This is a genomic window from Aeromonas sp. QDB14 (assembly GCF_027707845.1).
Taxonomy (GTDB): domain Bacteria; phylum Pseudomonadota; class Gammaproteobacteria; order Enterobacterales; family Aeromonadaceae; genus Aeromonas; species Aeromonas caviae.
The window spans coordinates 1-23,577 of sequence record NZ_JAPCJD010000018.1; the positions used below are offsets into that span (position 1 = coordinate 1).

A 23,577-nucleotide genomic window follows, 5' to 3' on the forward strand; every position below is an offset into this window, starting at 1 on the left:
GAGAGTAGGACACTGCCAGGCACCCAATACAAGAAACCCCGCTCACTCGAGCGGGGTTTTTTATTGCCTGAAATTCAGCACTCACTGGAGTGCAAGCGGGCACTATGGTGCTGTTTCCCGCCGTGTTTTCTGATACTCGCATTCATCATCCCAGCCAATATCGACGTGTTTGTGGCCTGTATCTGTTCAATATCTCTTCGAAAGCCTGCGTTCTGGATATAAAAAGCACAGAATGTGATGCTTCTACCTTTCTTGTCATGCCTGCTCTGGTTTAATTCCCGGGTCCACATCGATGGACCAAGGAATCACAATAATTTGAGGAATGGACACATGTTCAAAAGAACAGTAACGATGATGCTGGCGGCGGGAACCCTGGTATTAGGCGGTTGCGCATCCAATGGTGGTGCAGAGCAGGCGGCGGCGGACAACAGCGACTTCGGCGGCAAGTCCATCTACCTGCGTGGTGAGATGAACGACTGGATGGCCACCGACGAAAGCAAGGTCGTCAAGGTTGCCGACAAGCTCTACATGGCCAAGGGGACGCTCAAGAAAGAGTGGGCTCCTTACAAGTTCAAGTTTGCCGACTCCGGCTGGAGTTGTGGCACCAACTTCGGTTACAAGAGCCCGAGCGATGGCGTTGCCGTGCTCGGCGGGGAACCTGTACCGGTCAACCCGTGCTCCAAGTATGAGGACATGAAGTTCTCGCCCGAGGCGGATGGCGTCTATGAGTTCTATCTGAATATGGCGGGTGAGACACCGAGCGTATACGTCAAGAAACCCTGAGATACTCTCTCGCTTTAAATCTCTCGGAAATTGAAACGGTTAAATGCCCTGGCCCAGAAATCTGCTGGCTGGGGCATTTTTTTAGGATAGAATCGGCGCCTTCATGACGGATAAATCACAATATATTGTGTTTTAAGTCCTTAAATTCACTACTGGTAGTATTTTTGTCACGATATTGCCCCATTCACAGGAGGTTGATTGACCATGGCTAAATCCATTCCGGTACTGGAGGGCGTCACCGCCAGCCGCCAGATCCCTCTGCAGGAGACGTCTCTCGAGATCTGGGACAGCAAGTATCGTCTCAAGAGCAAGGATGGCGCCCCCATCGACGGCTCCATCGACGAGACCTACCAGCGTGTCGCTCGCGCGCTGGCTGCGCAGGAGCGCGAACCCGACACCTGGTATGAACCCTTCCTGTGGGCCCTGCGCAATGGTGCCATTCCGGCGGGCCGTATCACCTCCAACGCCGGGGCGTTTGAGCACAAGCCGGCGACCTCCACCATCAACTGCACCGTCTCCGGCACCATTGAGGATTCGATGGACGATATCCTCGGCAAGGTGCACGAGGCGGGGCTGACCCTGAAGGCGGGTTGCGGCATCGGTTACGACTTCTCGACCCTGCGACCGCGTGGAGCCTTCGTTTCGGGAGCGGGGGCCTATACCTCGGGGCCGCTCTCCTTCATGGATATCTACGACAAGATGTGCTTTACCGTCTCCTCTGCCGGTGGCCGTCGTGGCGCCCAGATGGGCACCATGGATATCCGTCACCCCGATGTCGTCGAGTTCATCCAGGCCAAGCGGGAGGATGGTCGCCTGCGTCAATTCAACCTCTCCCTGCTCATCACCGAAGAGTTCGTCAGTGCGGTGAAGGAGGATGCACCCTGGCAACTGATCTTCCCCTACACCGCCAAGGAGGTGGAGCAGGATGGCATCGCGCTGGATGACCCTGCGAGGGTGGTCTGGGCGGACTGGCCCAACAAGGAGGGTGTGGTGATCAACGAGCTGGGCCAGGTGGCCTGCAAGGTCTACAAGACCCTGCCCGCGCGCAAGCTGTGGAACGTCATCATGACCTCTACCTACGACTATGCGGAGCCCGGTTTCATCCTGATCGACAAGGTGAACCAGATGAACAACAACTGGTTCTGCGAAGAGATCCGTGCCACCAACCCCTGCGGTGAACAGCCTCTGCCGCCCTATGGGGCCTGTCTGCTGGGCTCGGTCAACCTGACCACCTTCGTGCGCGATCCCTTCACCGAGCAGGCCGCCTTCGACTGGCCCGCGTTTCGCAAGGTGGTGGCCATCTTCACCCGTATGCTCGACAACGTGGTGGAGATAAACCAGCTGCCGCTGGCCAAGCAGCGCGAGGAGATCACCGCCAAGCGTCGCCACGGCATGGGCTTCCTGGGGCTGGGCTCGACCCTCACCATGCTGCGCATCAAGTACGGCTCTGCGGCCTCCGTCGCCTTCACCGAACAGGTCTCCCAGGAGCTGGCGATGACCGGCTGGCAGGAGTCTCTGCGTCTGGCGAAGGAGAAGGGGCCGGCCCCCATCATGGAGCAGGAGTTCGAAGTCACCGGCAAGATGCTGCGTCTGCGCCCCGAAATGGCGGCAGATGGCATCAAGCTCGGCGACAAGGTGAAGGGCAAGGTGTTGCATGCCCGCTACAGCCGCTACATGCAGCAGGTGGCCGAGGTGGATCCCGCTCTGGTAGCCGAGCTGGCCGAGGTGGGTGGACGCTTCACCCACCACAGCAGCATAGCGCCGACCGGTACCATCTCCCTGTCGCTCGCCAACAACGCCAGCAACGGCATCGAGCCGAGCTTTGCCCACCACTACAGCCGCAATGTCATTAAACCGGGCAAGAAGAGCAAGGAGAGCGTGGATGTCTACTCCTTCGAGCTGCTGGCCTATAGGGAGCTGGTGAACCCGGCCGCCATGCCCTATGCCGAGGAGGAGGGTAGCCGCCTGCCGGATTACTTCATCACCGCGGACGACGTCACGCCGACCGGGCACGTGGATATCCAGGCGGCGGCCCAGCGCTGGATCGACTCCTCCATCTCCAAGACCGCCAACGTGCCGACCGATTTTCCGTTCGAGCAGTTCAAGGATATCTACCTCTATGCCTCGGACTCCGGCCTCAAGGGCTGTACCACCTTCCGCTTCAACCCGGCCGCCTTCCAGGGCGTGCTGGTGAAGGAGAAGGATCTGGAGAACACCAGTTACGAGTTCACCCTGGAAGATGGCACCGTCATCACGGCGAAGGGGAACGAGGAGATCGAATACGATGGCGAGCTGCACACCGCCGCCAACCTCTATGACGCCTTGAAAGAAGGCTATTACGGCAAGTTCTGAGGACGAGACATGGTCAAGAAAATCGACAGAAAAATCGTCGCCTACAAGGTAAAAACCCGGGATGAGCCGCAAGATGCGCCGACGCCCCAGGATGACGTGGTGCACATGCATGAAACCGTGTTGCGCCCGGAGCGGTTGATGGGCACCACCTACAAGCTGAAAACGCCGGAGCATGTCTCCGAGCACTCGCTGTTCATCACCATCAACGACATCATTCTCAACGAGGGCACGGTGCACGAGACCCGGCGCCCGTTCGAGATCTTCATCAACTCCAAGAGCCTGGAGCACTATCAGTGGATAGTGGCGCTGACCCGCATCATCTCGGCGGTGTTTCGCAAGGGAGGGGACGTCACCTTTCTGGTGGAGGAGTTGCGCTCCGTGTTCGATCCCAAGGGGGGGTACTGGAACAAGGGCAAGTACGTGCCCTCTCTCATCGCCGAAATTGGCAACGTGATCGAAACCCATCTCACCGAGATCGGCATGCTCAAGGTGCCCGGGCTGGACGAGCACCAGCAGGCGTTCCTGGCCGAGAAGCAGGCGCAATTGCAGGCACAGCAACAGGCAGAAGAGCAGCCGGCGGGCAGCGGTTTCCCACCCAGTGCCGCGCTCTGCTACAAGTGCCACACCAAGGCGCTGGTGCAAAAGGATGGCTGCATGACCTGTCTCAATTGCGGGGATTCCAAGTGCGGTTGAGGTGCTGATTGCCACCAAAGGCCGGCAACATGCCGGCCTTTTCGTTGCTGATTTTATGTTCGAACGACGCCCATGATGGCAGCGATTTGTTGCGCACCGGTAAATTCGGGCGTAGCGTTGGGGGTAATAAAACTGTCACGGCCGTGTGGTTTCAATGACATCTGAGATTCACACACGTGGCACCTTCAGTGCCAAGGAGGATGCTTATGGACAACACGGACCGAAAGCTGTTTATCCTGGATACCAACGTTCTGCTTCACGAACCCCTCGCCATCTACTCCTTCAAAGAGCACGACGTGCTCATCCCCATGACGGTGCTCGAAGAGCTCGACAACATCAAGGATCGCCAGAAGGACGTCAGCCGTGATGCCCGCATCGCCATCCGTGCCCTGGAAGATGTCTTCCGCGATGCGACTCCGGAGCAGATAGTGCAAGGAGTGGCACTGGCCGGCGAGGCGAGCGGCCGTATCTCCATCTTCAGCGATCACCATCTGCCCCAGGATGCCGAGGTGTTCACCGACAAGGAGGCGGACAACCGCATCATCAACGCCGCCCTCTACCTGCAAAAGCACGAGATGAAGCGTCAGGTGGTGCTGGTCACCAAAGACATCAACATGCGCCTCAAGGCCAAGGGAGCAGGTCTTGCCCATGTGGAGGATTACCGCAGCGACCAGCTCATCGACGACATCCGCCTGCTCGCCAAGGGCTTCCAGGTGGTGCCCGGCAGCTTCTGGGAGCGGGTCGGCGAGTGCGACAGCGAAACCCATGGCCGCGATACGGTCCACGTCATCGATGCCAACCTGCTGGAGGGAGTCCACGTCAACCAGTACCTGCTGGACGAGGAGAACTTCTTTGCCGCGCGGGTACTGAGCCACGACGGCAACAAGATCCGCCTGAAAGATCTCGGCCGCGAGCGGCTGATGTCCCGCAAGGCCTGGGGGGTGCATCCCAAGAACGTCTATCAGGGCATGGCGCTGGATGCCCTGCTGGATCCGCACATCGACCTGGTGATCCTGACCGGCCCGGCGGGCTGCGGCAAGACCCTGCTCGCCATGGCGGCGGCGCTGGAGCTGGTGATCGAGAAGGGGATCTACGAGAAGGTGATCGTCACCCGCAATACCCCGGAAATTGCCGAGAGCATCGGCTTCCTGCCCGGCACCGAGGAGGAGAAGATGATGCCCTGGCTGGCGGCGGTGACCGACACCCTGGAGGTGCTGCACAAGCAGGACGAGAACATGAGCGGGTCGCTCAGCTACATCATGGAGAAGGCCAATATCCAGTTCAAATCGGTCAACTTCATGCGCGGGCGCAGCATCCAGAACACCTTCGTGCTGCTGGACGAGTGCCAGAACCTGACCGCGTCCCAGATCAAGACCATCATCACCCGCTGCGGGGAGGGGACCAAGATCGTCTGCTCCGGCAACCTGGCTCAGATCGACTCCAACTACCTGAGCCCGGTGACCTCGGGTCTGACCTACATCGTCGAGCGGTTCAAGGACTTCGACGGCAGTGCCAACATCTTCCTGAACGGGGTGGTGCGCAGCAGGCTGGCTTCGTTCGCCGAGGAAAATCTCTGATTTGACGGGATCTCTGCATGAGAAAGGGGAAGTCGGACGGCTTCCCCTTTTTTGATCCCGCCTATCTCATGCCTCTCTCGGTCGGCCCAGGTAGCGCAGCAGCCCGGGGTGATCGCTGCTGTGCAGGATATCCGGCTTGCCCTGCAAGGCGATGCGCCCTGCGTCGATGAAAAGCACCTGATCGGCGATGAGCTGGGCATCCTCCGGGTTGTGAGAGACCATCAGCACGGTGATGCCCTGCTCGCAGGCGAGGCGGGCGACCTCCGCCAGCATCTCCCGGCGCAGGGCCGGATCGAGGGCCGAGAAGGGCTCGTCCAGCAGCAGCAGCGGCCTGCCCCGCACCAGGGCGCGGGCCAGCCCCACCCGCTGCTGCTGGCCGCCGGAGAGCTGCTCCGGCAGGCGCGTCAGCATCTCCCCCAGGCCCACCTTGTCAGCGGCCTCCTGCACCTGCCTTTTCTGGGCCGGATTCAAGCGCAGGCCGGGATGCAGGCCGATGGCGATGTTGTCGAACACCGACAGGTGCAGGAAGAGGTTGTGATCCTGGAACAGGGTGGTGACCGGGCGCTCGGCGGGGCCCAGTGACTGCAGATCCTGGCCGTCGAAGGTGAGGGTGCCCGACTCCACCGGCACGAAGCCCGCGATCATGCCGAGCAGGGTGGACTTGCCGGCGCCGCTCGGACCGATGAGGGCGGTGATCTCCCCTTTGGGCAAGGTCGCACTGAAGGTCACCTGCCAGTCGGGATAACTGGTGACCAGTTCCTCAATTACCAGCATGTTTGGCTCCTGAATGTCGTTTTATAGAACAACAAGTAAGAAAAATTGATGAAAGGCAGCGTGAGTGACTGCCCCAAGGGGCGCCCCAGGGGCGTGCCCAGCCGGATCCTGGGGGCGGGGAGGCGGCAATGCCGCCGGGGATCAGTGATCCACATGCCTGCCTCCCAGTCCCCGCTCCACCAGCCAGAACAGGGAGAAGCAGAGGGTGAGCAGCAGCAGGGCGGTGGCGGCCGCCTCGGTCAGCCGGTAGCTGCCGAGCTGCTGATAGAGCAGCCAGGGCAGGGTAGTGAGGGTCTGGCTGCCGAACATGGCGATGGCCCCGAGATCCCCGAGGGACAATATCATCGAGAGCGCCATGGCCAGGGCCAGCGGACGGCGCAGCAGGGGCCACTCCACCAGGCGCAGGCGATGCAGGCCGCGCACCCCCAGACTGTCCGCCAGCCTATCGTACTGGCGCACCACCAGTTGCATGGGGGCCGAGAGAGTGCGCAGCACATAGGGCAGCGCCATCAGGGCGTTGACCAGCACCACCAGCCAGGGGCCCAGGGCAAAGACGTCGGTGAAGGGCATGAACAGGATGAAGAGGCCGGTGGAGAGCACCACCGCCGGGATCATCAGGATCATGGAGCCGCTGGCCTCCCACAGGGCGGCGGCCCGCCGTTTGCGATCCCGCACCCTCAGATGCCGGCTGGTGAGCAGCAGCCCGGCGCCGAGCAAAGTGGCCAGGGAGCCCGCCGCCAGGGCTATGCCCAGGGACTGCCCCCCTGCCTGCCATAGCCGGGGTGAGCCGAGCGCCGCCAGCAGACCGGGGTTGAACCCGGCGACCACGATGGCCAGCAGGGGCGGCAGGAAGATGGCGAGCCCCATGGTCAGGGCCAGGCCATCCACCAGAGCGCTGCCCTTCTGGTGTCTGTCGGGACGCAGGCAGGGGCGACGGCTGGTGAGGCGACTGGCCGGAGTGGTCTGCAGCTTGTGTTGCAGCAGGAGCAGGGCCAGGGTCAGCAGCAGTTGCACCAGGGCGAGCCCGCCAGCGGTGGCGAGATCGAAGTCAAAGCGCAGCGCCTGGTAGACGGCCACCTCCAGTGTGGTGGACTTGGGGCCGCCCCCGAGCGCCAGCACTGTGGTGAAGCTGGTGAAGCAGAGCATGAAGATGAGGCTGGCGAGCCCCGGCAAGATGCCGCGGATGAGCGGCCACTCCAGCAGCCGGAAGATGTGGGAGGAGCGCATGCCGAGCTGGCTGGCGAGGCGCCAGGAGGACTCGGGGATGCTCTCTATGCTCTGCAGGATGAGGCGGGCGGCCAGCGGCATGTTGAAGAAGACATGGGCCAGCAGGATGCCGAACAGGCCGTAGAGGTAGTTGCCGGGATCCAGGCCCAGGCCGTGCAGCAGTTGCGGCAGCCAGCCCTGACGACCGTGCACCGCCACCATGCCGAAGATGGCGATGATGACCGGCAACACCAGGGAGAGGCCGAAGAGCTTGAGCAGCAGGCGGCGTCCGGTGAAACGGCGTCGCGCCAGGGCTCTGGCCACCGGGATGGCAAGCCCCAGGCTCAGCAGGGTGGAGAGCAGTGCCTGCCAGAGGCTGAAACCCAGCACGTGGCGCAGGTAGGGATCGCCTAGCAGGGCGCGGGGGGAGAGGGCCCCCGCCTGCCACAACAGGGCGACCAGCGGCCCAATTGAGAGCAGCAGGATGACCAGGGTGGCTGCACTGCCGGGCAGCCACCAGAGGGTGCGACGACCTGAACTCACTGGGTGACGGCTTGCAGCCATTCGCGGATCCACCCCTTGCGGTTGGCGGCTACCTCGTCAGAGCTGAAGGTGAGTGGCTTAGCTACGGTGATCATCTGTTCGAACCCCTTGGGCAGCGCCACGTCTGTCACCGGATACATCCAGTTGCCGCCGGGGATCTCGTTCTGGAAGGCGGGGCTCACCATGAATTGCAGGAACTGGTCAGCCAGTTTGCCCTGTGTGGCGCCCTTGAGCTTGGCTGCTACTTCCACCTGGCGGTAGTGACCCTCCTCGAACGCGGCCGCCCGGTACTGGGGTTTGCTCTCGGCAATCAGGTGATAGGCGGGGGAGGTGGTGTAGGAGAGCACCATGTCCGCCTCGCCGTCGAGGAACATGCCGTAGGCCTCTGACCACCCCTTGGTGACGGTGACCGTCTTTTTGGCCAGTTGCGCCCAGGCGGTCGGTGCCTCATCCCCGTAGACCGACTTCATCCAGAGCATCAGGCCCTGACCCGGGGTGGAGGTGCGGGGATCCTGATAGATCACCTTGATATCGGGGCGCGCCACCAGCTCCTTCAGGCTCTTGGGGGGCTGCTTGAGCTTGTTGCTGTCATAGACGAAGGCGAAGTAGCCGTAGTCATAGGGGACAAAGGTGTCATCCTGCCAGCCACCCGGCACCTTGAGGTCATCGAGCCTGGTGGAATGGGGGGCGAACAGGCCGCTCTGTTTGGCCTCGCTGATGAGGGCATCGTCCAGCCCCAGCACCATGTCGGCCTTGCTGTGCTGGCCTTCCAGCCGCAGCCGGTTGAGGATGGCGACGCCATCCTCGAGGGGCACCAGATTGAGGGTGCAGCCGCACTCCTTCTCGAAGGCCTGCTTGATCTTGGGGCCCGGCCCCCATTCGGCGGCGAAGGAGCCGTAGGTGTAGACGGTGAGGGTGTCGGCGGCAAACGCCTGGGCAGAGAGCAGGCTGGTGGCGATCAGCAGCAGGGTCTTCATCAATGGCACTCCTGTGGGTGTCGGGGTGCTCATCAATGGCACCTCGCGTGTGGTGAGCGCCGGCGGATGAGGGCACAAAAAACGCGCGCCATGCCTCAAATTCCTCCGCCAGCATTATCTGGATCAGGTTCACGGGTATAATCTCAGCGGTAAACCGCACCCCGTTTGAGCAACGCATCGCATTGTATTGGCGTTCCTGGGGGGAGGCCAGCACTATGTTTCACGGGCCGCATCGTGCGAGCCACCACCAAGGAGGAAGTCCCCAGTGATCACCAGCACCAAGGAAAGACGTGCCTTCCAGCGCATGGTCATCAATGCCCCCGTCACCCTGTTCCAGCATCAGCAGGTGCTGGAGGGGGTCTGCCGGGATCTCAGCGCCAACGGCATGGGCGTCGAGGTGAACAAGCACGCGTTCGATCTTGCCCAGCCCATCCGGGTGAGCCTGGCGACCAGCAGCAATCTTCTGCCTCCCTTCGAGGCCCAGGCTCGCATCGTGCGGGTGCTGGAGGAAGAAGACGGTCTCCTGCTGGCGCTGGAGTTTCTCTCCCTCACCTGAGACCCGGGCGCCCGTCCTCCTCGAGACAGGCCAGCCATGGGCTGGCCTGTCTCATTTCCCCTCATCCTGCACCGGTTGCACGCTCAACTGGCCGCTGTCGACCAGCGTCTTGCTGGTGGGCGCGAGCTGGCCCATGGGCAGCTGGGCCGGGCCGGTCGGCTCCATCAGGAGGTAGGTCTCCCCCGCCCGGCTCAAGGTGGCCTCCCCCGGTTTGGCTGGCAGGGCCACCCCCAGCAGGGCGTGTCCCGGCACGAACACCATGGCCTGCTTGAGATTGGGATACCCCTGGGCCAGCAGGGCGGCCATCAGGGTCACCTTGCTGTCGCAATCCCCCCGGTTCTGCTCCAGCACCTGGCGCGGGCTCAGAAACCCCTTGCCAGAGCGGCCCGACTGGCTGTCGAGCAGTTGATAGGGGATGGCCTGGATGAAGTCGAGCATGTGGGCCACCGTCTTCTGGCGCGCCTCGGTCTCGGTGGCCCCTTCCTGCTTGAGCTGCTCCATCAACGGGGCCAGTTCGTCCCGGCTCTCCAGGGCGATGCGCACATGATCCTGCTTGATGGCGGGAGCGCCGTCGGGGGCAGTGAAGGGCTGGAAGTAGTGCTGCGTGAGCCAGGCGGCCTCCAGTTTGGCCTGCTCGGGCTTGACCCATTGGGAGGCTTCCCGCGCCTTGTCGGCGTTGCGGCTCTTGATGCTGAGGCTCATGGCGGGGCGAACGAGGGAGAACTGCACCTCGGGGAACGCCAGGGGGGCCTGTTGCAGCAAGCTTTGCAGTACGTCTTCCTGCATCCTGGCCGGACGGTAAGCGATGAGAGGGGGCAGCTTGCCCGCCTCCAGCCGGTAGCTGAGCTGCTGCGCCTTGCCCTCCTTGTCCTGCCAGCCGACGTTGAGCTGACCGCCACTGTTGGTGAAAGAGGTCTGTCCGCCCAGGGCCGGGAGGCTGAGCAGCAGGCAGAGCAATGAAAGGGCGCCCCTTGCGGACATAGGTGTCTCCTGTCGGACATGCAGAGGTGGTGGGCTTTGTACAGCGACCCGACAATAAAACAGGGAGCCTCGGCTCCCTGTTGATTCTACTCGCTTTCTTGTCGCAGGCTCGTCAAATCCAGCTTGGCTGCTTCGCCTCGAAGGCGCTGATGGCGGCCTCGTGCTGCAGGGTCAGACCGATGGCATCCAGCCCGTTGAGCAGACAGTAGCGACGGAACTCGTCGATTTCGAAGCCGAACGTGAGGCTGCCTGCACGCACCTGGTTGGCCTCCAGATCCACTTCGATCTCGATGCCCGGCTGGGCGGCGACCAGCTGGAACAGGGCGTCGACCTCCTCCTCCTTCAGACGAACCGGCACCATGCCGTTGTTGATGGCGTTGCCGTAGAAGATGTCGGCAAAGCTCGGAGCGATCATGGTCTTGAAGCCGTAGTCCGCCAGCGCCCAGGGGGCGTGCTCGCGACTCGAGCCGCAGCCGAAGTTCTCGCGGGCCAACAGGATGCTGGCACCGGCGAATTGCGGTTTGTTCAGTACGAACTCCGGGTTGGGCTGCTCCCCTGCATCGTCCAGGAAGCGCCAGTCGTGGAACAGGTGCTTGCCAAAGCCGATGCGGTTGACCTTCTGCAGGAACTGCTTGGGAATGATGGCGTCGGTGTCGACGTTGGCGCTGTCGAGGGGAACGACGATCCCTTTATGCTGTTTGAAACCTGTCATCATGTTCTCCTTGTCGTTACAGCGCACGAATGTCGGCGAAGCGGCCGGTGACGGCGGCGGCGGCGGCCATGGCCGGGCTCACCAGGTGGGTGCGGCCGGCACGACCCTGACGCCCCTCGAAGTTGCGGTTGCTGGTGGAGGCGCAGCGCTCCCCTGGTTGCAGCCGGTCGTTGTTCATGGCCAGACACATGGAGCAGCCGGGCAAACGCCACTCAAAGCCTGCCTCGATGAAGATCTTGTCCAGCCCCTCGGCCTCGGCCTGGGCCTTCACCTGCTCGGAGCCCGGCACCACCAGGGCCTGTACCCCGGCGGCCACCTTGCGACCGCGGGCGATGGCGGCAGCCGCGCGCAGATCCTCGATGCGGCTGTTGGTGCACGAACCGATGAACACCTTGTCGATGGCGACCTCGGAGAGCTTCTGACCCGGTTGCAGGTCCATGTAGGCGAGTGCCTTGCGGGCGGACTGCTGCTCCACCGGATCGGCGAAGGATTCCGGTGCAGGGATGGGCTCATTGACGGCAATGACCTGGCCCGGGTTGGTTCCCCAGGTCACTTGCGGGGCGATGTCGGCGGCGTCGAGCACCACTTCGGCGTCGAAGTGGGCACCTTCGTCGCTCTTGAGGGTCAGCCAGTAGGCGATGGCCTGCTCCAGCGCCTCCCCCTTGGGAGCGAACTCCTTGCCACGGATGTAGTCGATGGTGGTCTGGTCGGGGGCAATCATGCCCGCCTTGGCGCCGAGCTCGATGGCCATGTTGCACACCGTCATGCGCCCTTCCATGGTGAGCCCCTCGATGGCTTCACCGGCGAACTCCACCACGTAGCCGGTCCCGCCTGCATGACCTACCTTGCCGATGATGGCGAGCACCACGTCTTTGGCGCTGATGCCTGCGGCCAGCTTGCCGTTGACAGAGATACGCATGGTCCTGGCGCGGCCCTGTTTCAGGGTCTGGGTGGCCATCACGTGTTCCACTTCGGAGGTGCCGATACCGAATGCGAGCGACCCGAAGGCGCCGTGGGTGGCGGTGTGGGAGTCACCGCAGACGATGGTGGTGCCGGGCAATGTGATGCCGAGCTCGGGGCCCATCACGTGGACGATGCCCTGGTACTTGTGGTTCAAGTCATAGAGACGAACCCCGAACGCCTTGCAGTTGGCGGCGAGCGTCTCCATCTGGATGCGGGCCATCTCGCCGGAGGCGGCGATGTCCTTGGTGGTGGTGGAGACGTTGTGATCCATGGTGGCCCAGGTCAGATCCGGGCGACGCAGCTGGCGGTTCATGGCGCGCAGGCCGTCGAATGCCTGGGGGCTGGTCACTTCATGCACCAGGTGACGGTCGATGTAGATGAGAGGGGTTTCCCCTTCCACTTCCCGCACCACGTGTGCGTCGAACACTTTCTGATAGAGGGTCTTGGACATTGCTCGGTTTCCTTGTTATCGATGCCGTGGGATCAGATGCGCGCGGCGATCTGGCTGCCCATGTCGGCCGTGCTCTGCACCGGGTGCGTGGCGCTGGCCTGATGCAGGTCGGCGGTGAAATAGCCTTCTGCCAGGGTCTGGGCCACGGCCTGCTCGATGGCCTGGGCGGCGGCTTCCTGGCCGAGACTGTAACGCAGCATCAGGGCGGCGGAGAGGATCTGGGCGATGGGATTCGCAATCCCCTTGCCGGCGATATCCGGGGCCGAGCCACCGGCCGGCTCGAACAGACCGAAGCCGGATTCGTTGAGGCTGGCGGAGGGGAGCAGGCCCATGGAGCCGGTGATCATGGCGCACTCGTCGGAGAGGATGTCACCGAACAGGTTGGAGCAGAGCAGCACGTCGAACTGGGACGGATCCTTGATGAGCTGCATGGTGGCGTTGTCGATGTACATGTGGTTCAGGGCCACATCCGGGTAGGACTTGGCGACCTCGGTCACCACCTCGCGCCACAGGATGGAGGAGGCGAGCACGTTGGCCTTGTCGATGGAGGTGACCCTGGCCTTGCGCACCCGGGCCGATTCAAACGCTATCTTGGCGATGCGCTCGATCTCGAAGCGGTGGTACACCTCGGTGTCGAAGGCCTTCTCGGTGGCGCCTTCCCCTTCACGCCCCTTGGGCTGGCCGAAATAGATGCCGCCGGTCAGCTCGCGCACGCAGGCGATGTCGAAGCCGCGATCGGAGATGTCGGCACGCAGCGGGGAGAACTGCTCCAGACCGGTGTAGATGCGGGCCGGGCGCAGGTTGCAGAACAGTTTGAAGTGGGCACGCAGGGGCAGCAGGGCACCGCGCTCCGGCTGATCGTTGGGCGGCAGGTGCTCCCACTTGGGGCCGCCCACCGATCCGAACAGCACCGCATCGGCCGCTTCGCAGCCTTTGATCGTGCTCTGGGGCAGCGGTGTGCCGTGGTTGTCGATGGCGATGCCGCCGACGTCGTGACGGTCATAGTCGAGGGAGAAGCCGAATTTGGTCTGCACCTTTTCCAGTACCTTGATGGCCTCTGCCATCACTTCCGGGCCAATGCCGTCACCCGGCAATACTGCGATCCGATAACTGCTCATACTCTCTCCGTCTTGATAGTGTGATTCCGTTTCATCCGGGAGGCCGGTCCGGGCCACTGCCCTGGCCCCGGTCCTCCCCATGTCATGCTGTCATCTTGTCCGGCGGCGGGCTCAGACGGTTTCCGATTTGATGGTGTGGTTGCGCTCCATCTGCTCGGCGACCTGGTCCGCGCGCCAGATGCTGTTGATCACGTGGACCAGGGCCTGGGCCGAGGATTCGATGATGTCAGTGGCCAGCCCCATGCCGTGGAACTTGCGCCCCTTGTACTCGGCGACGATATCCACCTGGCCGAGGGCGTTCTTGCCCTCGCCCTTGCCCTTGAGTTCGTATTTATCGATGCGGATCTCGTAGCCGGTGATGCGGTTGATGCACTGGTAGACCGCATCCACCGGGCCGTTGCCGGTGGCGGCCTCGCACACCAGATCCTGGCCTACCTTGAGCTTGACCGAGGCGGTGGCGAGCACCGAGCTGCCGCTCTGCACGCCAAGGTACTCCAGCTTGAAGTGCTCGGGTTCCTCGTGGATCTGGCTGAAGAAGGCGAGGGCCTCCAGGTCGTAGTCGAACACCTGGCCCTTCTTGTCGGCCAGGGTGAGGAACTTGGCGTAGAGATCGTCGAGGTCGTAGCTGCTCTCGGCGTAGCCCATGGACTCCATCCGGTGCTTGATGACGTGGCGGCCGGAGCGGGAGGTCATGTTGAGGTTGTTCTGGGTGAGACCGATGCTCTCGGGGGTGATGATTTCATAGGTGTTCTTCGCCTTGAGCACGCCGTCCTGATGGATGCCTGAGCTGTGGGAGAAGGCGTTGGCGCCGACGATGGCCTTGTTGGGCTGCACCGGCATGTTGCAGATTTGACTGACGAGGGTGCTGGTGCGGTGGATCTCGCTGTGGCGGATGTTGGTGTGTACCCCGAGCAGGTCGGCGCGGGTCTTCAGGATCATCGCGACCTCTTCCAGAGAGCAGTTGCCAGCACGCTCGCCGATGCCGTTGATGGTGCACTCGATCTGGCGGGCCCCCATCTGCACGGCACTGATGGAGTTGGCCACCGAGAGGCCCAGATCGTCGTGGCAGTGCACCGAGATGATGGCCTTGTCGATGTTGGGTACCCGGTTGAACAGGGTATGGATGATGCCGGAGAATTCGGTCGGCACCGTGTAGCCCACGGTGTCAGGAATGTTGATGGTGCGGGCGCCGGCCTTGATGGCGGCTTCCACCATGCGGCAGAGGTTGTCTATCGGGGTGCGGCCCGCATCTTCGCAGGAGAACTCCACGTCATCGGTGTAGCGCAAGGCGTGCTTGATGGCGCCGACCCCCATCTCCAGCACGTCTTCGAAGCTCTTTTTCAGCTTGCTCTCCACGTGGATGGAGGAAGTGGAGATGAAGGTATGGATGCGAAACGCCTCTGCCACTTTCAAGGCTTCGCCGGCGGCATCGATGTCTTTTTGCAGGGCGCGAGCCAGGGCGCAGACCCGGCTGTTCTTGATGTGGCGGGCGATGGTCTGAACCGATTGAAAATCGCCGGGAGAGGAGACGGGGAAACCCACTTCCATGATATCGACACCGAGCCGCTCCAGCGCCTGGGCGATCTGCAGCTTCTCCTTGACCGTCAAGCTGGCCGACAGCGCCTGCTCACCATCACGCAAGGTGGTGTCGAATATGATGACCCGATCTGACATGTGACTTCCCTCTTCCTAAGTTCGCTGCGTGCATCCTGCATGGCATAAAAAAACCCGTGCGGGGTGCACGGGTTTCTGTAAATTCCGGCTATGCCTTAGCCCGGCTACAAGGATCCCGCGCGAGGAGTCGCGATTAGGGAGAGCAGTAGTAGCGGAGCGGCAATACGCATGATGTCTCAATCCTTCCAGTCGATAACGCTACTACCAATAACGAGATTTTTATGCTGTGTCAACCGGAATGGACAGGTTCAATCCACTGGTTTATTTAATCGGATTGTAAAGGAGTGCAAATTCTCTTGTCCCATATTCGGTTCATGCCTGATTATCTGGTCATTCCTGCTGTACTCGATCACCCGCACAATCAGATCGACTTATCAGCCCTTGCTGAATTATCTGAGGTATTCCATGGAAAAACGCAGACCTGGCCGTCCAGTCGGACGTTCCGACATTCGTGACAAGCTGCTTGCCGCCGCACGCGAACGTTTTCTCAACACCCCCTACAGCAAGGTGACGACCCGCGAGATTGCCGAGCTGGCAGGCTCCAATCTGGCGATGATCCACTACTACTTCGGCAGCAAGGAAGGCCTCTACAAGGCGGTGCTGGGGGATGTGGCCGAGCCCCTCGAGCAAGCCTGGCACGACGAGAGCAGCAACCGCAGCCTGACCGATCTGCTCAATACCTACTATCAGGTGATGGCGCCCAACAGCGAGCTGACCTCCGCCATCTCCAGCGCATTGTCCACCGAAAAGAGCCCGGGGCGTGATTTTGTGCTGAGCCGCCTGCTGGATCGCCAACTTCCCCAGTTCGATGCCCTGCTCGAATCCATGCGCTCCAACGGCCAGCTGGCGGACAACCTGGACCCCGAGATGCTGAAGATCTCCTTCCTCAGCATGATGTGGCAGCCATTCGTGATGAAGGATCTCTACGAGCAGGTGTTTGGTCTGACGGTGGACGAGCACTTCATGAGCCGCCTCGCGGCCCACAACTGCCGCCTGATGGAAAACGGCCTGCGCGGTGCCCTGAACTGACTTTTTCGGGATGACGGATGAAAAAGGGCCCCTGGGCCCTTTTTTTCATCAATCTGTTATCTGGGCGTCAACGAAGTGTCATGCCGCCCTCCTAGTCTGCACTCAGGATGCAAGGGAGGGCCGTGATGAACAAGATCCAGCAATGGGACCTGCGGGTGTGCCGTGTCTGCCTGCTTCATCCCTACAATCAGCCGCAGGCCAGGATAAGCCGGCTTGTCTCCCGTACCGGTGACGGCCCCCTCTATGCCGTGGCGGCCTGCCTGCTCTGGTGGCAGGGGAGCGCCGGGCAGGAGGCGGTCAGGGTGGCGCTCTGGGCGTTTGCCCTCGAGTTGCCGCTCTACCTGCTGCTCAAGAATGCCCTCAAACGCCAGCGCCCGGCAGGGCTGCCTGTCTTCATCACCCCGTCGGATCGTTACAGCCTGCCCTCCGGCCACACGGCCGCCGCTTTCCTGATGGCGACCGTGCTGGCCGCCGGCTTCCCCTCCTGGGCTCCCCTGTTGTTTGCCTGGGCGGCGCTGGTGGGGGCGTCCCGCCTGCTGCTCGGCGTGCATTACCTCAGCGATCTGGTGGCCGGTGCCCTGCTCGGCGGTGGCTGTGCCCTGTGGGCGCTCGGCTGGAGCCAGGGATGAGAATACTGTTTGGAGTGCAGGGGACCGGCAACGGTCACATCAGCCGTAGCCGGACCCTGGCGCGTGCCCTGAAGAGCAGGGGAATGGCGGTGGACTACCTGTTCAGCGGCCGCGCCGCCGACGGCTATTTCGAGATGGGGGAGTTCGGGGAGTATCGCACCTTTCCCGGCATCACCTTCGCCAGTCATCAGGGGCGCATCTCGGGCTGGCGCACCCTCAAGGGGCTCTCGCCCCTGCGTTTCTGGCAGGATCTGCGAGCCCTCGACTGCCGAGACTACGATCTCGTCATCAGCGACTTCGAGCCGCTCAGTGCTCATGCCGCCCGTCGCTGGGGCAAGCCCAGCCTCACCATCAGCCATCAGGCGAGCTTCGACTGGCCGATCCCGCGCTGGGGGGAGAGCGGCTTCAACCGCCAGCTGATGCGCCATTTTGCGCCGGTACGCCAGTCCCTGGGGCTGCACTGGTTCCATTTCGGCCAGCCCCTGCTGCCTCCCATCGTCGATCCCCTCGAGCCGGTGCCGGACAACCAGCAGATCCTGGTCTATCTGCCATTCGAGCAGACAGAGACGATCGCGGCCCTGTTGTCGCGTTTCAGCACGCAGTCGTTCATCTGCTTCCATCCCGAGGTGCGCAAGCGTAGCGAGTGGCGCAACATCCGCTTTGAACCTCAGGCCAGAGAGGGGTTCAAGCTGGCGCTGGCCGGTTGTCGCGGGGTCATCAGCAATGCGGGATTCGAGCTTGCCTCCGAGGCGCTCTCTTTGGGCAAGAAGCTGCTGGTCAAACCCCTGGGTGGCCAGTTCGAGCAGTTGACCAACGGCAGGACCCTGGAGCTGATGGGGCTGGCCCAGTTGATGGACAGCCTGGATGCCAATGCGGTGCGAAGCTGGCTGGAGGCCCCTTCTCCTGGCAGGGTACGCTATCCCGATGTGGCAGGAGAGCTGGCCGACTGGTTGCTGGCCGGGGCCGGGGAGGAGGTGGGGGCGCTCTCCCGCCGCCTCTGGGGCAGGACTCTCTTTCCGGAGGAGGTGTGTGACAGCCTGGGGGAGCTTGCCAGCCGTACCGGCCAGGAGCGTCCCTGGTTATCCCAACTCAGCGCCTTTGACTAAACTGAGTCGATCCCACCACGGAGAGGACGGACACCATGCGCTTTACCAATGAAAACGGCGACACCATGACCCTGGCAGACAATCTCACCCTGCATGAGCTGCTCGACATGGGTGTCAGCATTTCGGTCTGCGAAGAGACGGATCCGGATCAGCAGATCTGGCTGGCAGAACCCGAAGACGAGCAGTGAAACCAGCCAGTTTTTGACGGCCCACCCCCTCGGGGTGGGCCGTTTATTTTGTTCCTGACCGACGCGGGCAGCATGATCCGCTGGTTGTTCCCCCCAGGGCCCCTCTTTGTTGCCCGTCTGGTGGCCAAGTCACTGAATGTTAATAGCTGTTTGAAATTTATGACTGTTATGGCCAGACAAAGCCGTGGACAAGCGTTCACGGGCGGGTTAAGTTGGTTTTTCACCCGCTTTTCGGGTGAATGATGGAAAACCCCTATTTTTCTACTATCGACGGCTCCGAACTCGCCTGATCTGCCTGCAGACAACAACAAGACTCGGATCGGCGCTGCCGGGAAGCAGCGGACTGTCGATAGCTTTCGCTTAACGGAGCAAAGCCTGGAGGGCTTTATCATGGAGATGTTATCAGGCGCCCAGATGGTGGTTAGAGCGCTGGAGGATCAGGGAGTGGAACACGTTTTCGGCTACCCTGGTGGCTCAGTGCTCGACATCTATGACGCTCTCTTCGAAAACGGCAAGATGGAGCATGTCCTGGTGCGGCATGAGCAGGCCGCAGTGCACATGGCGGACGGTTACGCCCGCTCCACCGGCAAGGTGGGCACTGTGCTGGTGACCTCGGGTCCCGGCGCCACCAACTGCATCACGGGGATCGCCACCGCCTACATGGATTCCATTCCCCTGGTGATCCTGTCCGGCCAGGTGCCGACCAGCATGATCGGGGAGGATGCGTTCCAGGAGACCGACATGATCGGCATCTCCCGCCCGGTGGTGAAGCACAGCTTCCTGTGCAAGAAAGCCAGCGACATTCCCGAGGCCATCAAGAAGGCCTATTACATTGCCGCCAGTGGCCGCCCGGGGCCCGTGGTGGTGGATCTGCCCAAAGACGTGCAGAATCCGAAAGAGAAGTTCCCCTATCAGTATCCCGAGTCCGTTTCCCTGCGCTCCTACAATCCGACCAAGGCCGGGCACAAGGGCCAGATCAAGCGGGCTGCCAAGCTGCTGACCGAGGCGAGCCGCCCGGTCATGTACGTGGGTGGCGGCGCCATCAACGCCAATGCGGATCACCTGGTGACCAAGCTGGCGGAGCTGCTGAACCTGCCGGTGACTACCACGCTCATGGGGCTGGGCGCCTTCTCCGGCACCCATCCGCAGTTTATCGGTATGTTGGGGATGCACGGTACCTTCGAAGCGAACAAGAGCATGCACAACGCGGATCTCATCTTCGCAGTGGGTGCCCGCTTCGATGATCGCGTGACCAACAACGTAGCCAAGTTCTGCCCCAACGCTACCATAGTCCACATCGACATCGACCCCACCTCCATCTCCAAGACGGTACAGGCCCACGTGCCCATCGTCGGCTCGGTGGAAACCGTGCTGGAACAGATGCTGGAAGTGATCCGCGAGTGCGGCTTTGACAACGACAAGCAGGTGCTGGCGGACTGGTGGGAGCAGATCAACCAGTGGCGCTCCCGCAACTGCCTGGCCTACGAGACCCACCCCACCCTGATCAAGCCGCAGCAGGTCATCGAGACTCTCTACAAGGTGACCAAGGGGGAGGCCTTCGTCGCCTCCGACGTCGGCCAGCACCAGATGTTTGCCGCCCTCTACTACCCGTTTGCCAAACCGCGCCAGTGGATCAACTCCGGCGGTCTCGGCACCATGGGCTTTGGCATTCCCGCCGCCATGGGGGCCCAGTTTGCCAACCCGGAAGCCGTGGTCTGCTGCGTCACCGGCGACGGCTCGGTGCAGATGAACATCCAGGAGCTCTCTACCTGCATGCAGTACGGGGTGCCCATCAAGATCATTTCCATCAACAACCGTGCGCTGGGTATGGTCAAGCAGTGGCAGAAGATGTTCTACGGCGGCCGTCACAGCCACTCCTACATGGAATCCCTGCCTGACTTCGTCAAGCTGGCGGAAGCCTATGGCCACGTCGGCATCGCGGTGAGCGATCCGGCGGAGCTGGAGAGCGCCATGGAGAAGGCCTTTGCCATGAAGGACAGACTGGTGTTCATGGACATCTCGGTCGATCCGGACGAGCACGTCTATCCGATGCAGATCAAATTTGGCGCCATGGACGAGATGTGGCTGAGCAAGACGGAGAGAACCTGATGAGACATATAATTTCCGTTCTGCTGGAGAACGAATCCGGTGCCCTGAGCCGTGTGGTAGGCCTCTTCTCCCAGCGCGGCTACAACATCGAGACCCTGACGGTGGCCCCCACCGAGGATCCCACCCTGTCCCGCATGACCATCGTCACCATGGGGGATGAGCGGGTACTGGAGCAGATCCAGAAGCAGCTGCACAAGCTGGTGGACGTGCTCAAGGTGTGCGATCTCAGCGAAGGGGAGCACATCGAGCGGGAGATCGCGCTGGTCAAGGCGCGCGCCGCCGGTGGTGCCCGTGACGAACTGAAGCGGCTGGCGGACATCTTCCGTGGCCAGATCGTCGACGTCACCCCCGAGCTCTACACGGTGCAGCTCGTCGGGACCAGCGAAAAGCTGGACGCCTTCATCAAGACGGCTGCCCAGACCAACGAGATCATCGAAGTGGTGCGCTCCGGTGTCTGCGGCATCTCCCGGGCGGACAAATCCCTGCGTCCCTGATGTGGCCGGATGTGAAAATAGCTGTTCAAGGGCTCTTCGGAGCCCTTTTTCGTGTCTGGCAGCGTGGGGGCGCCGGTAGGGATGCAGTCCACAGCATCAGGGGGCTATCGAGGGGGTGAAAGAGAAGGGAGAAGGGAGGGTCTTCACCTGTCATTTTCTTTCAAATGATCGGTAAACTATCCACAAAAGCTGTGGAAAACTCTGTAGATTAGCGGTGTGTCTGGCGTTAGTTGCATGATCTTAAAAGGATATTTCAATTTGATCCTGGCTGGATCGCATTTGTGCAATCCCCTGGCGAGGGTGTGAGCGTTTGCTTATCCCTCGTGCTTTGCCAAGGGCGGAACGCGGATCTGTCCGTAGATCCGGACGGGATCCCGACCTGATCTTGCTGATCAACATTTCTGGGCGCGAGCCATAAAAAGACCCGCCTCTCGGCGGGTTTTTCAGTGCATCGGACTGCGGGTCGATTACTCGGCCTGGGCTGCCTGGATGCCGGTCAGGGCGATGGTGTAGACGATGTCGTCCACCAGGGCGCCGCGAGAGAGGTCGTTGACCGGCTTGCGCATGCCTTGCAGCATGGGGCCGATGGAGACCAGCTCGGCGGAGCGCTGTACCGCCTTGTAGGTGGTGTTGCCGGTGTTGAGATCCGGGAACACGAACACGGTGGCCTTGCCGGCAACCGGGGAGTTCGGTGCCTTGGACTTGGCGACGTTCTCCATGATGGCCGCATCGTACTGCAGCGGGCCGTCGATGATGAGGTCGGGACGCTTGGCCTTGGCCAGCTCGGTCGCCTCACGCACCTTCTCCACATCCGCGCCGGCGCCGGAGGTGCCGGTGGAGTAGGAGATCATGGCCACGCGCGGCTCGATGCCGAAGGCGGCAGCGGAGTCGGCGGACTGGATGGCGATCTCGGCCAGCTGCTCGGCGGTGGGATCCGGGTTGATCGCGCAGTCACCGTAGACCAGCACCTGATCCGGCAGCAGCATGAAGAAGATGGAGGAGATCAGGGAAGAGCCCGGGGCGGTCTTGATGATCTGCATCGGCGGACGGATGGTGTTGGCAGTAGTGTGCACGGCGCCGGATACCAGGCCGTCGACCTCGTTGCGCTCCAGCATCATGGTACCCAGTACCACGTTGTCTTCCAGCTGCTCGCGGGCAACCACTTCGGTCATGCCCTTGTTCTTGCGCAGCTCGACCAGACGGGCCACATAGCGCTCGCGCACGGCAACCGGATCGATGATCTCGACGCGGTCGGTCAGGATCACGCCCTGCTGTTCAGCGACGCGGCGGATCTCTTCCGGGTTGCCCAGCAGCACCGGACGGGCGATGCCACGCTCGGCACAGATGGCGGCCGCCTTGATGGTGCGCGGTTCTTCCCCTTCCGGCAGGACGACGCGCTTGTTGGCCTGACGGGCCAGCTCGGTCAGCTGATAGCGGAAGGCCGGCGGGCTCAGGCGACGGGAGCGGGTGGACTTGGCGGAGAGAGACTCGATCCAGTGCTTGTCGATGTGACCAGCAACGTAGTCCTGCACCAGCTCGATACGCTCGCGGTCATCTTCCGGGATGTCGACGTTGAAGTTCTGCAGGCTGACGGCGGTCTGCCAGGTGTTGGTGCCGGTGATCATGATCGGCAGACCGGTGGCCATGGCCTGTTGGCACAGGGCCATCACCTGGGGTTCCGGATGGTAGTTGCCGGTCAGCAGCAGGGCACCCAGCTTGACGCCGTTCATGGCGGAGAGGCAGGCGGAGACGATGACGTCGGAACGGTCGCCGGAGGTCACCAGCAGGCTGCCCGGACGGAAGTGCTCGATCATGTTGTGGATGGAGCGGGCGCAGAAGGTCACGGTCTGCAGGCGGCGGCTTTCCAGCTCACCCTTGTTGATGATCTTGGCGGCCAGGTGCTTGGCGAGATCCTTGGCGCGCGGGGCGATCAGCTGGGTGTTCCAGGGGATGCAGCCGAGGATGCGCAGCGGGCTCTTGCCGAAGACCTGCAGCACTTCCAGGTTGTGGCCGGTGTCGGCGCCGTGGTGGTGCGCTTCGAACATCTCGGTCAGGTCGGGACGGGTCACGCCGTGCTCGTCAACCGGGGCACCCACCTTGTTGATGACGCAGCCCACGATGCGCGGGTTGTTGACGCCACCGAAGTTGGAGCAGGCCAGCTCGATGCGCTCTTTGAGCTTCTGGCTGGAGTCGTTGCCCGGATGGGTCACGAACACCATGTCGGCGTCCAGCGCCTTGGCGACGTCGTAGTTCAGCTTGTTGGCAAAGGGTTGCTTGTCGGTCGGAACCAGGCCCTCGATCACCACCACTTCGGCACCGCTGGTCTTCACGTGCTCTTCGAAGCGGGCCACGATCTCTTCCAGCAGGATGTCGGTGTTGCTGGAGGTGATCATGTTCTCGGCGTAGGAGAGGGCGAACGGCTCGGGCGGGTTGATGTTGGCAGCGGCGCGGATCACGGCGGTGGAGCGCTCGGTACCGGTTTCACCCGGACGCGGCTGGGCAACCGGTTTGAAGAAGCTGACATTGACACCGTGACGTTCCATGGCGCGAACGACGCCAAGACTCACGGAGGTTACGCCGACACCAGTGCCGACCGGGATGAGCATAATAGTGCGTGCCACTTATTACCCCTTGTTCATTTTTTGGGATCAGGAAAAGGCCG

20 protein-coding genes and 1 riboswitch are annotated in these 23,577 nt (G+C 62.2%); of the genes, 11 read left to right on the plus strand and 9 right to left on the minus strand.

Annotation, left to right across the window (positions count from 1 at the left end; genetic code table 11):
* The first annotated feature begins 330 nt into the window (after nucleotides 1-330).
* From PG887_RS08155 to PG887_RS08170, 4 genes are all read left to right on the plus strand, one after another.
* On the plus strand, nucleotides 331-783 hold the full coding sequence (locus PG887_RS08155; RefSeq protein WP_029313820.1) for a pullulanase: 453 nt from the start codon (nucleotides 331-333) through the stop codon (nucleotides 781-783).
* A 204-nt stretch (nucleotides 784-987) separates the two neighbouring features.
* The gene (locus PG887_RS08160; protein WP_041215837.1) at nucleotides 988-3,135 is read left to right on the plus strand and encodes an adenosylcobalamin-dependent ribonucleoside-diphosphate reductase; all 2,148 of its coding nucleotides are present in this window, start codon (nucleotides 988-990) and stop codon (nucleotides 3,133-3,135) included.
* A gap of 9 nt (nucleotides 3,136-3,144) precedes the next feature.
* Nucleotides 3,145-3,828 (plus strand): TSCPD domain-containing protein, encoded by a 684-nt coding sequence (locus PG887_RS08165; RefSeq protein ID WP_010673144.1) that lies wholly within the window; start codon nucleotides 3,145-3,147, stop codon nucleotides 3,826-3,828.
* Between the two features lie 206 nt (nucleotides 3,829-4,034).
* Complete coding sequence (locus tag PG887_RS08170; protein WP_010673145.1) at nucleotides 4,035-5,405, plus strand: PhoH family protein; 1,371 nt, start codon at nucleotides 4,035-4,037, stop codon at nucleotides 5,403-5,405.
* A gap of 66 nt (nucleotides 5,406-5,471) precedes the next feature.
* Here PG887_RS08170 and thiQ read toward each other — a convergent pair whose 3' ends face one another.
* From thiQ to thiB, 3 genes are all read right to left on the minus strand, one after another.
* Entirely contained in the window at nucleotides 5,472-6,179 is a 708-nt protein-coding gene (gene thiQ, locus PG887_RS08175; RefSeq protein ID WP_161470225.1) for a thiamine ABC transporter ATP-binding protein, read from the minus strand.
* 141 nt (nucleotides 6,180-6,320) lie between these two features.
* Nucleotides 6,321-7,949 carry a thiamine/thiamine pyrophosphate ABC transporter permease gene (gene thiP, locus PG887_RS08180; protein WP_042016674.1) on the minus strand — a complete coding sequence of 543 codons (1,629 nt, stop codon included), beginning with the start codon at nucleotides 7,947-7,949 and terminating at the stop codon, nucleotides 6,321-6,323.
* Nucleotides 7,925-8,905: a thiamine ABC transporter substrate binding subunit gene (gene thiB, locus PG887_RS08185; RefSeq protein WP_109111917.1), complete on the minus strand. Its 981-nt coding sequence runs from the start codon at nucleotides 8,903-8,905 to the stop codon at nucleotides 7,925-7,927. The genes thiP and thiB overlap by 25 nt, the downstream gene beginning before the upstream one ends.
* An 83-nt stretch (nucleotides 8,906-8,988) precedes the next feature.
* A riboswitch (TPP riboswitch) is annotated at nucleotides 8,989-9,079 on the minus strand.
* 91 nt (nucleotides 9,080-9,170) lie between these two features.
* Here thiB and PG887_RS08190 point away from each other — a divergent pair.
* On the plus strand, nucleotides 9,171-9,461 hold the full coding sequence (locus tag PG887_RS08190; protein ID WP_039041182.1) for a PilZ domain-containing protein: 291 nt from the start codon (nucleotides 9,171-9,173) through the stop codon (nucleotides 9,459-9,461).
* Between the two features lie 51 nt (nucleotides 9,462-9,512).
* Here PG887_RS08190 and PG887_RS08195 read toward each other — a convergent pair whose 3' ends face one another.
* From PG887_RS08195 to leuA, 5 genes are all read right to left on the minus strand, one after another.
* Nucleotides 9,513-10,442 carry a transglutaminase domain-containing protein gene (locus tag PG887_RS08195; RefSeq protein ID WP_270821455.1) on the minus strand — a complete coding sequence of 310 codons (930 nt, stop codon included), beginning with the start codon at nucleotides 10,440-10,442 and terminating at the stop codon, nucleotides 9,513-9,515.
* Between the two features lie 112 nt (nucleotides 10,443-10,554).
* Nucleotides 10,555-11,154 carry a 3-isopropylmalate dehydratase small subunit gene (gene leuD, locus PG887_RS08200; protein WP_039041180.1) on the minus strand — a complete coding sequence of 200 codons (600 nt, stop codon included), beginning with the start codon at nucleotides 11,152-11,154 and terminating at the stop codon, nucleotides 10,555-10,557.
* A gap of 16 nt (nucleotides 11,155-11,170) precedes the next feature.
* The gene (leuC, locus tag PG887_RS08205; RefSeq protein ID WP_270821456.1) at nucleotides 11,171-12,568 is read right to left on the minus strand and encodes a 3-isopropylmalate dehydratase large subunit; all 1,398 of its coding nucleotides are present in this window, start codon (nucleotides 12,566-12,568) and stop codon (nucleotides 11,171-11,173) included.
* Nucleotides 12,569-12,600: 32 nt separating this feature from the next.
* On the minus strand, nucleotides 12,601-13,686 hold the full coding sequence (gene leuB / locus PG887_RS08210) for a 3-isopropylmalate dehydrogenase (protein WP_041211114.1): 1,086 nt from the start codon (nucleotides 13,684-13,686) through the stop codon (nucleotides 12,601-12,603).
* Nucleotides 13,687-13,797: 111 nt separating this feature from the next.
* Complete coding sequence (gene leuA / locus PG887_RS08215; RefSeq protein WP_010673154.1) at nucleotides 13,798-15,360, minus strand: 2-isopropylmalate synthase; 1,563 nt, start codon at nucleotides 15,358-15,360, stop codon at nucleotides 13,798-13,800.
* Nucleotides 15,361-15,765: 405 nt separating this feature from the next.
* On the opposite strand from leuA, the gene PG887_RS08220 reads away from it, so the two are divergent.
* The 6 genes from PG887_RS08220 to ilvN all read left to right on the plus strand — a co-directional run bounded on the left by PG887_RS08220 (nucleotide 15,766) and on the right by ilvN (nucleotide 20,915).
* Nucleotides 15,766-16,389, plus strand: a complete 624-nt coding sequence (locus tag PG887_RS08220; protein ID WP_010673155.1) for a TetR/AcrR family transcriptional regulator — start codon at nucleotides 15,766-15,768, stop codon at nucleotides 16,387-16,389.
* Nucleotides 16,390-16,514: 125 nt separating this feature from the next.
* On the plus strand, nucleotides 16,515-17,018 hold the full coding sequence (locus PG887_RS08225) for a phosphatase PAP2 family protein (RefSeq protein WP_270821457.1): 504 nt from the start codon (nucleotides 16,515-16,517) through the stop codon (nucleotides 17,016-17,018).
* Entirely contained in the window at nucleotides 17,015-18,124 is a 1,110-nt protein-coding gene (locus PG887_RS08230) for an MJ1255/VC2487 family glycosyltransferase (protein WP_270821458.1), read from the plus strand. Before PG887_RS08225 ends, PG887_RS08230 begins: the two co-directional genes overlap by 4 nt.
* Before the next feature lie 35 nt (nucleotides 18,125-18,159).
* Complete coding sequence (locus PG887_RS08235) at nucleotides 18,160-18,312, plus strand: hypothetical protein (RefSeq protein ID WP_010673158.1); 153 nt, start codon at nucleotides 18,160-18,162, stop codon at nucleotides 18,310-18,312.
* A gap of 390 nt (nucleotides 18,313-18,702) precedes the next feature.
* The gene (locus tag PG887_RS08240) at nucleotides 18,703-20,421 is read left to right on the plus strand and encodes an acetolactate synthase 3 large subunit (RefSeq protein WP_052816547.1); all 1,719 of its coding nucleotides are present in this window, start codon (nucleotides 18,703-18,705) and stop codon (nucleotides 20,419-20,421) included.
* Nucleotides 20,421-20,915, plus strand: coding sequence for an acetolactate synthase small subunit (gene ilvN / locus PG887_RS08245; protein ID WP_010673160.1), 495 nt, complete (start codon nucleotides 20,421-20,423; stop codon nucleotides 20,913-20,915). Before PG887_RS08240 ends, ilvN begins: the two co-directional genes overlap by 1 nt.
* 467 nt (nucleotides 20,916-21,382) lie before the next feature.
* Here the strand turns inward: ilvN and pta are convergent, their stop codons facing one another.
* Nucleotides 21,383-23,536, minus strand: coding sequence for a phosphate acetyltransferase (gene pta / locus PG887_RS08250; protein WP_049637125.1), 2,154 nt, complete (start codon nucleotides 23,534-23,536; stop codon nucleotides 21,383-21,385).
* Nucleotides 23,537-23,577: the final 41 nt, after the last annotated feature.

Coding starts and splice junctions, on each gene's coding strand:
- leuD (WP_039041180.1), bottom strand. CDS start 11,154: ATGACAGGTTTCAAACAGCATAAAGGGATCGTCGTTCCCCTCGACAGC.
- PG887_RS08155 (WP_029313820.1), top strand. CDS start 331: ATGTTCAAAAGAACAGTAACGATGATGCTGGCGGCGGGAACCCTGGTA.
- PG887_RS08240 (WP_052816547.1), top strand. CDS start 18,703: ATGGAGATGTTATCAGGCGCCCAGATGGTGGTTAGAGCGCTGGAGGAT.
- ilvN (WP_010673160.1), top strand. CDS start 20,421: ATGAGACATATAATTTCCGTTCTGCTGGAGAACGAATCCGGTGCCCTG.
- PG887_RS08195 (WP_270821455.1), bottom strand. CDS start 10,442: ATGTCCGCAAGGGGCGCCCTTTCATTGCTCTGCCTGCTGCTCAGCCTC.
- PG887_RS08235 (WP_010673158.1), top strand. CDS start 18,160: ATGCGCTTTACCAATGAAAACGGCGACACCATGACCCTGGCAGACAAT.
- PG887_RS08225 (WP_270821457.1), top strand. CDS start 16,515: ATGAACAAGATCCAGCAATGGGACCTGCGGGTGTGCCGTGTCTGCCTG.
- leuB (WP_041211114.1), bottom strand. CDS start 13,686: ATGAGCAGTTATCGGATCGCAGTATTGCCGGGTGACGGCATTGGCCCG.
- thiB (WP_109111917.1), bottom strand. CDS start 8,905: ATGAAGACCCTGCTGCTGATCGCCACCAGCCTGCTCTCTGCCCAGGCG.
- PG887_RS08160 (WP_041215837.1), top strand. CDS start 988: ATGGCTAAATCCATTCCGGTACTGGAGGGCGTCACCGCCAGCCGCCAG.
- leuA (WP_010673154.1), bottom strand. CDS start 15,360: ATGTCAGATCGGGTCATCATATTCGACACCACCTTGCGTGATGGTGAG.
- thiQ (WP_161470225.1), bottom strand. CDS start 6,179: ATGCTGGTAATTGAGGAACTGGTCACCAGTTATCCCGACTGGCAGGTG.
- leuC (WP_270821456.1), bottom strand. CDS start 12,568: ATGTCCAAGACCCTCTATCAGAAAGTGTTCGACGCACACGTGGTGCGG.
- thiP (WP_042016674.1), bottom strand. CDS start 7,949: ATGGCTGCAAGCCGTCACCCAGTGAGTTCAGGTCGTCGCACCCTCTGG.
- PG887_RS08170 (WP_010673145.1), top strand. CDS start 4,035: ATGGACAACACGGACCGAAAGCTGTTTATCCTGGATACCAACGTTCTG.
- PG887_RS08165 (WP_010673144.1), top strand. CDS start 3,145: ATGGTCAAGAAAATCGACAGAAAAATCGTCGCCTACAAGGTAAAAACC.
- PG887_RS08230 (WP_270821458.1), top strand. CDS start 17,015: ATGAGAATACTGTTTGGAGTGCAGGGGACCGGCAACGGTCACATCAGC.
- PG887_RS08220 (WP_010673155.1), top strand. CDS start 15,766: ATGGAAAAACGCAGACCTGGCCGTCCAGTCGGACGTTCCGACATTCGT.